The sequence below is a fragment of the Vibrio sp. 10N.222.55.B11 genome (assembly GCF_041473705.1).
GTDB classification, from domain to species: domain Bacteria; phylum Pseudomonadota; class Gammaproteobacteria; order Enterobacterales; family Vibrionaceae; genus Vibrio; species Vibrio crassostreae_C.
This window is the reverse complement of record NZ_JBFRST010000015.1, coordinates 1-13,057: the sequence shown is the minus strand read 5'-3', so window position 1 is coordinate 13,057 and position 13,057 is coordinate 1. Positions and strand designations below refer to the sequence as shown.

The 13,057-nt window shown below is 43.2% G+C and carries 15 protein-coding genes; 6 read left to right on the top strand and 9 right to left on the bottom strand.

Features of this window, described 5'->3' with window-relative positions; genetic code table 11:
* Window positions 1-534: 534 nt before the first annotated feature.
* From AB4503_RS06480 to AB4503_RS06455, 6 genes are all read left to right on the top strand, one after another.
* The gene (locus AB4503_RS06480) at window positions 535-2,190 is read left to right on the top strand and encodes an SgrR family transcriptional regulator (protein ID WP_372114023.1); all 1,656 of its coding nucleotides are present in this window, start codon (window positions 535-537) and stop codon (window positions 2,188-2,190) included.
* A 68-nt stretch (window positions 2,191-2,258) separates the two neighbouring features.
* On the top strand, window positions 2,259-2,885 hold the full coding sequence (locus AB4503_RS06475) for a LysE family translocator (RefSeq protein WP_072610183.1): 627 nt from the start codon (window positions 2,259-2,261) through the stop codon (window positions 2,883-2,885).
* An 88-nt stretch (window positions 2,886-2,973) separates the two neighbouring features.
* Entirely contained in the window at window positions 2,974-3,639 is a 666-nt protein-coding gene (locus tag AB4503_RS06470; RefSeq protein WP_072610182.1) for a glutathione S-transferase N-terminal domain-containing protein, read from the top strand.
* A 166-nt stretch (window positions 3,640-3,805) separates the two neighbouring features.
* On the top strand, window positions 3,806-4,417 hold the full coding sequence (locus AB4503_RS06465; protein ID WP_072610181.1) for a hypothetical protein: 612 nt from the start codon (window positions 3,806-3,808) through the stop codon (window positions 4,415-4,417).
* Window positions 4,418-4,933: 516 nt separating this feature from the next.
* Window positions 4,934-5,416, top strand: a complete 483-nt coding sequence (locus AB4503_RS06460) for a M48 family metallopeptidase (RefSeq protein WP_072610179.1) — start codon at window positions 4,934-4,936, stop codon at window positions 5,414-5,416.
* A gap of 167 nt (window positions 5,417-5,583) precedes the next feature.
* Window positions 5,584-6,363, top strand: a complete 780-nt coding sequence (locus AB4503_RS06455) for a DUF3658 domain-containing protein (protein WP_088721477.1) — start codon at window positions 5,584-5,586, stop codon at window positions 6,361-6,363.
* A 244-nt stretch (window positions 6,364-6,607) separates the two neighbouring features.
* On the opposite strand, the gene AB4503_RS06450 is transcribed toward AB4503_RS06455, so the two are convergent.
* From AB4503_RS06450 to ltrA, 9 genes are all read right to left on the bottom strand, one after another.
* Window positions 6,608-7,441 carry a tetratricopeptide repeat protein gene (locus AB4503_RS06450; RefSeq protein ID WP_088720851.1) on the bottom strand — a complete coding sequence of 278 codons (834 nt, stop codon included), beginning with the start codon at window positions 7,439-7,441 and terminating at the stop codon, window positions 6,608-6,610.
* A 230-nt stretch (window positions 7,442-7,671) separates the two neighbouring features.
* Window positions 7,672-7,908: a hypothetical protein gene (locus tag AB4503_RS06445; RefSeq protein ID WP_372114019.1), complete on the bottom strand. Its 237-nt coding sequence runs from the start codon at window positions 7,906-7,908 to the stop codon at window positions 7,672-7,674.
* Window positions 7,909-7,958: 50 nt separating this feature from the next.
* Complete coding sequence (locus AB4503_RS06440) at window positions 7,959-8,339, bottom strand: hypothetical protein (protein ID WP_372114017.1); 381 nt, start codon at window positions 8,337-8,339, stop codon at window positions 7,959-7,961.
* Window positions 8,336-9,103, bottom strand: a complete 768-nt coding sequence (locus tag AB4503_RS06435) for a transcriptional regulator (RefSeq protein WP_372114015.1) — start codon at window positions 9,101-9,103, stop codon at window positions 8,336-8,338. The genes AB4503_RS06440 and AB4503_RS06435 overlap by 4 nt, the downstream gene beginning before the upstream one ends.
* A gap of 137 nt (window positions 9,104-9,240) precedes the next feature.
* Entirely contained in the window at window positions 9,241-9,417 is a 177-nt protein-coding gene (locus AB4503_RS06430) for a hypothetical protein (RefSeq protein WP_004735711.1), read from the bottom strand.
* A 3-nt stretch (window positions 9,418-9,420) separates the two neighbouring features.
* On the bottom strand, window positions 9,421-9,864 hold the full coding sequence (locus AB4503_RS06425) for a DUF2787 domain-containing protein (RefSeq protein WP_372114014.1): 444 nt from the start codon (window positions 9,862-9,864) through the stop codon (window positions 9,421-9,423).
* Between the two features lie 46 nt (window positions 9,865-9,910).
* On the bottom strand, window positions 9,911-10,348 hold the full coding sequence (locus AB4503_RS06420) for a DUF2787 domain-containing protein (RefSeq protein WP_372114012.1): 438 nt from the start codon (window positions 10,346-10,348) through the stop codon (window positions 9,911-9,913).
* Window positions 10,345-10,821, bottom strand: coding sequence for a DNA repair protein RadC (gene radC, locus AB4503_RS06415; protein WP_372114010.1), 477 nt, complete (start codon window positions 10,819-10,821; stop codon window positions 10,345-10,347). The genes AB4503_RS06420 and radC overlap by 4 nt, the downstream gene beginning before the upstream one ends.
* Before the next feature lie 378 nt (window positions 10,822-11,199).
* Window positions 11,200-12,672, bottom strand: a complete 1,473-nt coding sequence (ltrA, locus tag AB4503_RS06410) for a group II intron reverse transcriptase/maturase (protein WP_372114056.1) — start codon at window positions 12,670-12,672, stop codon at window positions 11,200-11,202.
* Window positions 12,673-13,057: the final 385 nt, after the last annotated feature.

Sequence of the window (13,057 nt, the reverse complement as noted above, 5' to 3'; positions counted from 1 at the left end):
CCCTATAATGGTAATTCGTCCTTAGGGTAGCGTTAAGCGTTTTTATAGATAATATATACCTGAAGATTAATCGGTGTAGCGTTGGTTGCTAATATTGAATGTGACTGGGATTGATCTGCCTCTACGTGTTTGTTGAATTAGTTGGTTTGGTGGCAGATGAAAAATAGAGCCTTCCTTTATTAATTAAAAGGTGAACTATTCACATTAAAGAGAACGTTATTACTTCGGGTTTGTTACCTGATAATAGCGACATGATCCCAACTGTGTGAGTGAACCATGAATCCATTAGACTACACCTTCTATACTTTAAACGCGAAACAGTACTTACCGGAACCACCTCAAACGATGACAGTGATACAAGCTCAAAGCCGTCCTCGTTTGTCTGGTATAGTTTTCTTGGTGGGATTCATAGTCGGCCAGATAGTCCATATCTATTAATCTCGGCCTGCGAGATCATAAACACACTATTTTATGTTATGTCGCCAAGTCACAGAGTGAGCCGTCGTTTCTAATGAAGATAATTTTGAGGTTGACATGGTAGGTTCTCAGTTGTTGTCCACGAGTCATCTACAACGCTTAAAGCAACTCGAGAAACATTTTTCTTGCAATGAAACTTATGATGTCGATATCGTCACCCTTGCTGAAATTCTGGTCTGTTCAGAAAGGTACGTGAGTAAGCTAATGGCTGCTTTCGAGAGTTTTGGGCTTATCCATTGGGCTTCGGGTCAGGGACGTGGCCACCGCTCTAAACTGACACTACTCAAGAGTTTTGAGGCCTCACTGCTGACTCAGCTAGAGCAGATGGCTCGGTCTGGCAGAATGAATCAGGCATTTCGGCTAGCCACTCAATTTGGCGAAGTCCGCCTATTTCAAGATCACATACCTCTCTGGTTAGGGGACGCACAACAGGAACTGAAAAAGCAGAACACTTTAATGTATTTAGTGCCATATATGCTGCCTGAATGGCGTCCACATTTGGCACAGTCCGCTCGTTCTATTTTATTGATCGAAAGTGTGTTCGACACCTTAGTCCGCTATGACCACGTTCAAAATGATATTGTGCCTCACATCGCACACCAATTTCATTTCAGCGACAAGCAAATCCGTCTTCGCATCCGCAATGACATCATGATGCACAATGGAGAAGCGCTGACACCGGAGCTGGTCAAAAAAAATATCGAGATGCGTCTCAACACGCCGCACCCATATCAAATTCTATTTCGCCATGTCGAGCGAATTGACATAGATAAGCAGTGGGTCATTTTCTCTATGCGTCAATCTGACCCCGTTTTGCTTCATTTATTAGCCGATTCGCACAGTGCGATTTTTGATTATCAGGCATCAAAACCTATCGGGTGTGGAGCATATCGGGTCGAAAGTCTGGAAAAGCAGTATTGGAGTTTGGTTCGTAATAACCACTATTTTGGCTTTGGTGGCCATATTGAACGAGTAGAGTTTTGGTGTAGCGATGCCCAACCTCAAACGCCTATGCACGTGGCAGAACTGCTCTATTGCGAATCTCAACCCACTCAGCCACAAAAAGTCGATCGCAGTGGGTGTACTGTTTTGCAGTTTCATCATCATGCAAACGCCTTGTCCGCTCAAGAAAGAGCTTGGCTTGTTCATCATAGTCGGCGCTTTACACTCGATAGCCAAAAAAGAGCAGCGAATAGCGTGATGGATTGCAATCAAGATAAGGGGTTTCACTTGTTCAATCACGACATGAAACTGCCCTCTCGTCCGGTGGTCATTGAAGTGATAGACAGTCATATGAGGGAGTTGCAACCTTTGCTTGATGCGTTGTCTCAAAAAGGGGTTATTTGGCAGGTGTGTCTTCAAGGACAATCTCAAGATGTGGCTGTTGATGTCTCCTACGACTGTTACGTATTTGGCGACGACCTGACGTTCCAGTATTACGAGTGGTTACTTTGTGGCAATGTGCTTAGTCTATGTTTGCCTGAACGAGGAAAACAAAGCCTATTAACCTTTATTGATATGCTCATGCAGGAAAGTAACGATAGTGAGGAGTTTCTGCACAAGCTGTATCGAGCAGAGGATTGGCTTATCCAGAACTATTATTACTGTCCTCTGTGGCGCAATCATTTCACCGTCACTCGCGCGGACAATTTGTATGGCACCGAAACCAACAATATGGGTGTCATGTCTTTGGTCAATATGTGGTTGGAGTAATCGCGGGTATGGTAGTGTATCTGTAGCGATATGATTTGCAGTGTTAAACGAAAAATTAAGGATAAAAAATGGACTTTAACCTTTGGCTCGGCTTTGTCGTGGCATCGCTCATTCTTACCGCGACACCAGGGCCTAGTATATTTTTAGGTATTGCACATGCTCTGAGATATGGGCACAAACGCGTGCTATATACCGCCCTTGGCGACATCTCAGCTAACTTTATCCAAATGGTGTTAGTCGCCTTGGGTTTAGGTGTCATCCTTGCCAATTCGGTAGTGGCATTTACTGTCATCAAAGTCTTTGGTGTGATCACCTTGGTTTACATGGGGCTAAAAATGCTCCTCGCTAAACCGGCGCAAGTTGAGCACTTAAACCTCAACGACTCAGATTTACAGGCCTCAAACAAAAAGTTGTTTTACTCTGGCTTTTTAGTCGCGGCTGGCAATCCCAAAGCCATCCTATTCTTCTCGGCGTTTTTTCCGCAATTCATCAACCCCGACTTACCCGTATTCCCTCAACTATTAGTGATGTGCCCAACCATGGCATTGCTTGATTTCAGCTTAGTGATGTTTTATGCGTTTTCGGCCAGGCGGATTGTTGATGCGAGCCGACTATCTCTTACCGCTGTGACCAGAGGAAGTGGTGCTTTACTGCTGGGAGCCGCAGGTATTCTAGCAGTTAAAGAACCCACTTAATCTCGACTAAGAACCGCGATCAAGATCGAACATACTGTGCAAAGCACAACCCTTACACCTATTTAGCAACTCTTGGAGTAAAACACCTATGATCACTTTTTACGAACTGTGTGGGGACGATGGCTTAAAATTCAGTCCTTATTGTTGGCGAACGAAAATGTGCTTGATACACAAAAATATCGCGTTTGACACCTCAGACCTCTCTTTTGTCGACATTCAGGCTCAGTTTAAGGCGCAGTTTTCTACGCTCCCCGCCATCAAAGATGGTGAAACAGTGCTCTCTGATTCGTTTAACATCGCTGATTATCTCGAGGCCCACTACCCTGAATCACCTTCATTATTTGGCGGTGAAAAAGGGCGTTTAATGGCACTTTTTTTCCATGAGTGGGCAGCATCATTACATTCGGACATCGCCAAAATCGCCATCTTCGACATTTACTGCAAGCTAAAAGAGCGCGATAAAGATTACTTTCGTTCCTCTAGAGAGAAACACTTTCAGGACAGCTTAGAAAATGTACAAAGCAACAACCAAGAGTTAGCAAAGGCCGACTTACTCAAAAAAATGAGAGTACTGGAATCTTATTTAGCTAAGACGCGATATTTATCGGGCGATACGCCCATGTATTCAGACTATATCGTCTATGGAACCTTGAAGTGGCTGCTGTCTACGAGTAACGCTTTTACGGAGGAAATGCTGACTAGCCATGTTTTGAATTGGTATGACAGCCTAGATAGGATTGGCACTGGAAACTAAACATGCTTTAAGACAACGATGGAAATGTGAATGCATCGCATAGTTTGCGTTTAAATTTATCGGGTGTTACATATTAATTTGTTACGATTTGTTTCCGCACATTGCCTCCAATATGCAACGTATGGGGTAAGTGTTTATTTCAAAAAGTACTAGAGGGTATCGTATTATGATAACTAAAGTTGTTCCTCTGATGTTGTTAGTTTCGTGTTCAAGCTTTGCATCAAGTGAGATTGTCGATAATTTTTCTCATATAGGATTTGGTTATAAAGGAGCTAGTTTTAAGTCAGGAGCGTTAAAACCTTACCTTAACGATAAGTATGACAATACAGAGAATAAGACGATGGGAGGGTTATACTTAGATGTCAGCGCTCAAGTTTTCGACTATGTATTCATCGAAGGAAAAGCAGATTTTCTCACTCGATTTAGTTCGGAGGTAGATAGTTGGCAAGCCGGCGGAGGACTCATTGGGCGTTTGGGAGGGGCAATGGCAAGCTCTTTATCCTGTGGAGCAGTAAACTATCGTGCAGATAGTGATTACAGTTCACCATATTCCGAGCGTGGAACATACTGTCAAGCGATGGTTAGAAAACAAATAGCTAATCATTGGCTGATGGGTGTCTCCTATCAGCATGACTTCTTGGATTTAGCAAGAGATGAGTTTAAATGGAATAATGTCTTTCAATTCGGCTCAGTGTTTGGTTTAGTTGCAAATTTAGAATATGCAGAGCGTGAGAAAGCAGAAGTGAGCTATGAGCTTGGGTTGCAGTTTTCATTTTAACGTATGCGCTTCGCAATAATTGACGCGTTATGGATGTGAATATTGGGGCTATAGTAAGCTAGACTTAGCCACTACTTGAAAATCATCTCTATATAAAATCGTACCTATATCCGAATCTTGTAATACTGAGACCTTGGTATCATACTCCTCTAATATGTACTTTAACTCGTACATGAACGATATGTATTGGGTACTAGAGTCTAAAAACCAAGAAATTGCATTTCGTGGCCATGATTTTTCTTCAAATGGTGGACAGGGTAAAGAGGAATTAAGTTGAGAAAATATTTCTTCGATATGTTCTCTATGATACTCATGAAGTATTAACTCTTCCTCGAGCATTATTCTCGCCTGTGTAATGATGCCATGAGTATGCTGCAAATGCTTTTCCTCATTTCTACTAGCAATAAATCTAATGTACATAACCTTGCTACTTGTTTGGTTAGTTGATGCCTAAATTGAGATGAGGCGGATAGCGTTCTAGAAATTGTAACATAATTTATGGGAGGCAATACACGCATGAGAACAAGAATAGATGAAGCCATCTTGCTAAGAAAGAATGGGGATTATAAAGAGTCTCGACGGTTATTACGCACGGTGTTAGCTAGTTCTTCCTATGCTGCTTCCGCGCATTTGAATATTGCTTGGTCCTACGATAACGAAGGCAAGGAACAACAAGCTATAGAACATTACCGGTTAGCATTAAAGGGCCCGCTTTCACCGAACGAGCGATTTGATGCATTGTTTGGTTTAGCGAGTACTTACAGAAGCCTCGGTTGTTATGAAGATGCGCTGGATTACTTTCAACAAACGATTACCGAGTTCCCAAATAATTTAGAAGCTCAGCCTTTTTATGCGATGTGTTTATATAACTTAGGCAGACATAAGGAGGCAACCGCTTTGCTTCTTAATTTGTTGGTATCGACAACTGACAATCAGTCAATAAGAGAATACCAAAGGGCAATACTGCTGTATGCAGAAGATCTTGATAAAAAGTGGTAAATATTGCGTTCCTACGTATATTTATTCGTCTAACAGTGGAGTAGACACAATAGCGTGGTTCTAGTGATGAATTCTAAGGTTTTGGAGCTCGATAACTGATTAAGCTGACAAGGAGCGATGAATGAGAATACAGAGACGATGTGCTGATATTCAAAGTGAGTTTAATAATGACCACTCGTAAGATTACTCATTTTGTTGTGGGAGGCGCATCTGCTGGCATTTTGAATTATCTTCTTGCACCAGATGAAAAGAAGCGGGTGGTAGAGCTGTGTGACCCGTTGGCTTATGGCCCTCTAATGAATTATGGTACTGTGCAGGGAGGTGCTCTACGTAGCAATTGGTTTAGGAGGGTATGTAGTCTTATTAATGAGCCAGATTTATGGCCATGGTTATCCGACCATATAGGACTGCCCATATTGCAGAGCTATCAGGATCTCGAACGCGATGGCGATTATGTTGTTTGGGTTGGTCAGTCAGTGGATGAGCAATTAATGTTGCGATTACTGTGCTCAGTATTGCCGGAACACAGTTTATTTTTAGCCGATGTAACGACAGGTCAGTTGGATAAAGGCACCATACCAATCGTTGGAGCCTGTTCAACTAAAGAGCTTACCTCCGTCATTCCGGTGCCTATTGATATCTTTCAGCAAGCTAAATTAGCAAAAGAATGGGATAGTATTCTTGTGTGCAGGAATATGGTTCGAACTTGGAACGGTTCCGCAATTGTATCCCATGATGAGACGTTTTTTGATGAGGCACTTCTTTCCGCGATTGGGTCACGAGTTTGTGTTGCAGCAGAAGCCATTGGCCGTGTACTTGGCGATTATGTAGGGCAAGTCGGTGATACTTTTCTTTGTTATAGATTGCGTGTTTTGATATTGAAAGGAATAGTGTGTGCGGTTGGTGAAGGGCCTTTATTTAGAAGTCAGTTGAGTCTGGCGTTATGACATGAGAGGTTTGAACTCTTCGAGAAAACATAATAGGGTGAGAAAAGGAAATGGAAACATAATTGCTAGGAGGCACACTTTGCCTATAGAGTGCCCGTTTAGTGTATGGCTAAAGAAAATATAATTTCGCATACTCACCATCCGTAGTGTCGGACATCAATGATGCGAACGTTTGGCGTTTGGATAGTCGAGCTATGGGAGGTATGAGCCATTACACGCTATAGCATAGTTTTGATTATGAAAATTACCAATGGCAGTGTTTATATAGGGACTCAACACATTTCATTGACCTGAGTTGGGCCTCATCAATATCAGCCTGGCTTAAGTCATCAAAGATTATTCCTTTCATATTTTTAATATCTTTTCCGTTGTATTGACTGATGTTTAACCACATATAGCTTGTGATATCATTTTTAGGTACCATTTTCCCCTGATAGTAAATAACAGCAAGCTTATATTGTGCGTCTTGCTGTCCATTCCTTGAGGCTAAGTTAAACCAATGTAGAGAATACTTGTCATTTTGTAGGACACCTTCACCTAGTTCATACATTTGACCAATGTAGAACTGTGCATCTTTATTGCCTTTCTTTGCTGATTGTAAGAACCAATGTGCTGATTTTTTTAGATCTTTGCTAATGCCATCGCCACGGTAGTACATTAAACCCAAATAAAACTGCGCTTTATTTTCGTCATTTTCTGCTGCTAACTTAAAATACGTAAATGCATCCTCGTATTGTTGAAGAGAATAAAGGTAGATTCTCCCAGCACTATATTGAGCGTCTACAAAACCTTGGTTTGCTGACTTAACGTACCAATCTAAAGCTTTCGCGACACTTTTTTCAACACCCAGTCCTTTACTATACATCCAGCCTATCGAGTACTGTGCTTGAGCATCTCCGTTCTCAGCTAAGGGTAGCCATTCTGCATAAGCAGCCTTATATTTCTTCTGGCTAAGCGCGATGTATCCTTTTTCATAGGCTTCATCAGAGTTTAGAGTTTGTTCATTTGTGATATTGGTAGTACCACTCGTACAGGCGCTTAAAATAAGAAGAGGAATGAAAATTAAATAGCGAAGCATGATTTATTGACTGCATGATGAAAATTTAAACGTAAGTATATCAGTGGTGGTTACTAAAAACATGATGTTAATCAGATGATTAATAAGTACTATTTGAATTAAGTGAAATTGCCAGCTAATGGGAATAGTATTGTTGAGAGGTATTTAGATAAGAAGCTATGTCTAGAAGCAAAAAAAGAATGGGGAGCGTAATTGCTCCCCATTGTCGTTTTTTACCGTTGCTGGTGGTATTACTTTTCTGTGATCGCTTCACAACCTTTAGGAACCGTAACTGACGATACCTGTTTACCTGCGATTAGGGCTGCTTTCACATCTAGCTTGTATTGAGTGCATTTACCTACACTGACGTTAACCGATCCCGTTCCTACCGATGGATTACCTCCAAGCGATCCACCTCCTTGAGCTAAAACAAAAGGTGATGCTAGGGTAGTCAGTAGAACAAGTGTGTTTGTTGTGATGTTTTTCATTGTCGATCCTTATTGGTAGTTATAAATAGATGAGTTGTTTTGCTTTCGGTTTAGAAGGTGTAAACAAAGGTGCCAGCCGTTGAGGTGACTTCAATTTCTTTCACGTTATCGACGGTGCAGTTGTTGCTGTATCCCGTGTAGGTTTCACCGAACTTCAATGAAACGTTTCTAGATAGCTCTGAGGCCGTACCAGCAGGAATACGACAATTACCTCGGTTAATTACAACGTCGGTGATGACGGTGTTATCGGTAATCGCTTGTAGGTCAAAGGCTAAACTTCCCCAATGAGAGTTGGTGGAGATCGATACTTCTATATCCGCAACGGCTTCAGGAGATTCTTCCTGCTCAGTGCATCCTGTTGCTCCAATAAACAGGGCCATCGTGACTGCGTATCGAACCGATTGGTTTAGTCGATGTTTTAGTTTGGTCATGGGTTTACTCTCCTCATTGGTGAGTGAAATTCTGGGTAGCCTGCTCCTTCGTGAGTCAGCATGAACTGCTCAACCTTGAAGTCAGAGGGGTAGGTAAATGAAAATGTTGATACGCTGGCCTCATCAATGAGTGGTAAGGCAACGGTGTGTATTGGATGTTGGCCGGATAGCCGAAAGAGCAGCAAGAGCGCGTCGCACTGAACCGAGAGCCCCAGTGGTTCAATGAGCGTATGCTCCTGCTGCAAAGCTTGGCTAGAGACCTTTAGCATTCGATTGTTAAGTAATGCTTCATGGACTGACCCTAAGACTTGTTGCTGCTTGTTACTCCAGCTTCTCGTATTAGGTAGATTGAGGTGTACTTTGCTTAGCCAAAGTTGTTCTTTTGAAATGGCTGAAGCCTTATCCTGTAAGGGGTTGTCTCTCTCCGAGGCCCGACCCTGTCCATAATTCAGTGCATCAGGAATAAGCGGTTGTAAGTACTTGTTGGTTAGTTGCCAATAGAGCATGTCTTGCTTATTTAGCTTCAGTAATTGCTCGGATGTTTTTCGGTAAACATGGGGCATGCTCATCGAATCGCACTCCACGTTAAACACCTCCACAATGACTTCATCGAGGTAGCGTTTGATACTGCGCGTGGTGCGGTGGATATCGATTAGGGCTAACTGCTGCTGCAACTCCCTAACGGTGATCCATCGATGTTGAGGAATAAGCATCAGCGTGTGCAGCAAAGCAGATAAGCCTTCAATGCTGGTTTTATTGCTCATGACTACTCTCTCAATACATAGCGCTCCACACTGGAGTCGGACATTTAATGTCGGGAGAATAGAGGTGGGTTCGACACATAATGTCCAACGGTTAAAGCGCCATCAATCGGCTTAGTGAAAGCGTGAGTCGATTAACATTATCGATGGTTGTTTTTATCTCTCAGCTCTGAGATGGCTACCAGCAACCCAATCAGCAGTACCACCAGAAAGCCTAAGGTCGTTAGGGTTCCAATGGCACCAAAGAAAGGGGAAAGAGAAAGTAACGTGATGAGGGCAGAGATAAGTTTGATGGTTTGTAGAAGAAGGGAAGTCATGAGTTATTGCGGGGTAAGGGTAATGTCGTCGAATACCTCCATCTCAACGTATGCGAGAAAATTACTCTCCCACAATTTATACAGCTCGATAGCCTCACGGTTATCTTTCATTGAAAACCAGCCGTGGTAGCTGGCAAAACATTGACGAGCGCGAAAGTCAAAATCTAAATTCCGCTCAAGCTCAGGGTAGTAGTTCCCCATATAAGCAAAGTCTGTGATGTACTCAACACACCATTCTCCTGTTGAAGACTGGCAAATAGACATTTCGACAGGGTGAAAGCCACCAGCATCAGCACTGTAACTTTTATCACGAAAGTTAAAGACCACATGACGGCTGGTGGAGAGCGTTTCATTGTTAAGCAAATGAGCTGAGTAACGCTCATTAAGCAAGGTATACAGCTTCTTAGAAACTGGTAGGGGTAATGACGTAAAGGCTAATTGGGACATCGACAGTCCTCCTTGTTTAGGGATAAATCAGAAAGTAGGTAGGGGATTAGTTAAACGAGCTGACTAGCGAGAGTTGCACGCTATCAAAGACGTTACGGGTTAGGTGGCGAGTTAATGCGTTCATCCAAGCGGTGAGCACTTCTTGCACTTCTGGATAAGATAAATCCGTGGTTCCTGTATCGGGTTGATAGAACCAACGATTAGCAAGATGAAAGTACAGCTCTGGCTCTACTGAAGTACTGTTGTCATTAGGGTAAGAAAAGCTCGCAAAGAACACGATAAGCCAAGGCTCTGAGATTGACTCTCGTTTGAGCTGTATCTCTATAGGGTGCAGTCCTTGACGATGGCGGTAGTAACTCATTTGACGGCAGTTCAGTACCAGTCGCTCAGCATGCTCAGGTAGTGTGTGACCTGCTAGAAGGCTCTCTAATGACGAGAGCAGTGCATCATTGATGCTGATGTCACCATAGTATTGTTCAATCATAACCAGCCTCGCTCAGCAAATGAGGTGCAGGTTTCGCCCGTCACGATATGATCCAATACGCGCACATCCACCAGCGCTAAGGCGTCTTTGAGTCTTTCTGTTATACGTCTATCCGCTTGTGAGGGGGTAGAGTCACCTGAAGGGTGGTTGTGAGCCATGATCACTGCTGCTGCATTCACTTCCAACACAGCTTTTACTACTTCTCTTGGGTAGACACTGGCGGCATCGACGGTGCCATGAAAGAGCTCTTTAAACTCAATCAGTCGGTTTTGGTTATCCAGTAGCAGTAAAGCAAATACTTCACGTTCATAGCTGCCGAGTTTGCAGCGTACATACTCTTTGGTCGTATCTGGGCTAATTAAGGCATCACCACGCACGTAGCGTGTGGCGAGTATCTCAGCGGCATGCTCTAGGATTTCATTCTCCTGATAGCGCTGTTGTTTTTTGTAATCAGAATTTTGGGTAGTTGCCATTACGGGCTCCTGTCGGATTCAATGATGGGTATTCACATTGATGACATATGCCTGAAAATTTTTGGGTTTAGGGTGGAAGAGCATAAGGAAAGATGGTTATTGAAGGGGGCGTATGGTTTGTTAGCTTTAGAGGTAGGTTAGAGAGGAAAGCTGCTTGCGTTAGAATGAGAGAGCGCTGGAGAGAGTCGCTGGTGATCATAGTTAATTGAGTTGTCACAGTTAATTGAGTTGTTACAGTTAATTGAGTTGTTACTCTAAGTGATTTTTGTCGGGTGGACGACACTTGTTACCAAGTGCCGTCTCCCTAAGAACCCAGCGTGCAACTTTCACTGCACTAGGCTCAAGCCTCCACAAAGGCATCAGATGATACCCAGCAACTTATAAAGCAGTCGGAGCAGGTTCGTTCCAAGAGTTACGAGCTAACCTTTTTGACTTCCTTTTAGCCAAGTATTCTTGGTAAAGAGGGTCAAAGGGTGTCGCTGCACTTCTGATTTTCACATGTCTTTCTATTGGCACTTTGGCTATTTGGAATAGATTGAACTGGCAATCCATATCCATGATCTTCTGCCAACCGTGAAACTGCCATTGGCCTTTTCGGTTGATGAAGTATTTTAGGGCAATCCAAGTTTTAGACTTTGTTGGATGACGCCTTTTAGACCAGTGCCATAACGAATGGAATAGCTTGTGACCTATATATCCGAATACCTGTTTAGCCACGCAGTGTCGATAATAGTTCGACCATCCCCTGAGCTTCGGATTTATCAGTTTGATAAGATCATTCACTGGAAGGGTTACGTGCTTTTTGATGAGTTCACGCAGATTGCTTAAGAACATCAACGTATTGGATTTACTCGGCTTAATGAGCAGTTTCCCTTTGTACTTCCTATGGTTGAACCCAAGAAAGTCAAAGCCATCGTTGATATGAGTAATGTGCGTTTTCTCTTCGGATAATGTTAAGCCTCTTTCCGCAAAGAAATCAGCAATCAACGGTTTGATATCGTTCTCCAGCACTTCCTTTGAAGCGCAAGTGACGACGAAGTCGTCGGCGTACCCAATGAAGTTAGCTCTTGCACCCTTTTTGAGTGCAGTAGACTTAATGTGCTGTTCGAGACCAGAGAGTGTCATTAACATCAAGGTTGGGGATATAATCCCGCCTTGAGGCGTGCCTTCATCGGTGTCGTAAAATAGCCCTTTGTCTACAAAACCAGACTTTAGCCATTGCTCCAACATACGTTTATCAACAGCAACATTGTCCATGAGCCATTGATGACCGATTTTGTCGAAACACGCTTTGATGTCCCCTTCAAGAACCCATTGCGCTGACCGTTTCTGACTCAAGCAGATAAAACACTGGCCGATTGCGTCAGCAGTGCTTCGCCTTGGTCTAAAACCGTAGCTGTTAGGGTCGGCAAGACTTTCTGACACAGGCTCTAATGCTAATAGGTGAAGTGCTTGTTGCGCTCTGTCTATCATGCATGGAATGCCCAGTGGCCTAAGTTTGCCATTCTTTTTAGGGATGTAGATACGCTTGAGCGGTTGGGCTTTGTATGCCTTTCGACTCAATTGATTCACTGCTTTCATACGGCGTGTATCTGTATTCCAGATAACACCATCTATTCCAGACGTTTTACTGCCTTTATTTTGAGACACTCGCTTAACAGCAAGGAGTTTTGCTGAGCGAGAGTGAGTTAGTATCCATTGCAAGGCTTTCAACTTGCCGTGTTTACCTTCTCTAGTTGCCTTTGCGATACGCATCTGGAGCTTTAATACATGTGTTTCAATGGATTTCCAGTCGATTGACTGCCATTGAGCGCTGTCAGGAGAGGCACTAATCTCTTTTGAAATCACCATTTGCGTTTCTCCTTGAATAAAGTTCTTCAAACTCTCTCGCAACGAGAGACCAGTTGGAAGTGGGCTCACTTTCGTGATCAGACATGAGTCTGTATCTGCATCGTTACAATGCAGCCTTAGCTTTTTCCAACCTCCTATACCTGCATCACTATCGGCCACATAGGCTTTCCCTAAGGGAGTGATATAGGCTTACCGTGTTCCGTATGTCGCGCAATATCAGGGTAGATGCCCGCTATGGTGCGAAGAGTTCAATGATCACGAAAGAGCATGGGGCAATCTCTTTCCGACTCTCGTGCCTTTTGGCTACAGCGTATTAACCACTTCCGCTGTTTCATCATATAACGCACCTTACGCGGATTCACTTGTGTTCATCATACTGACTTAT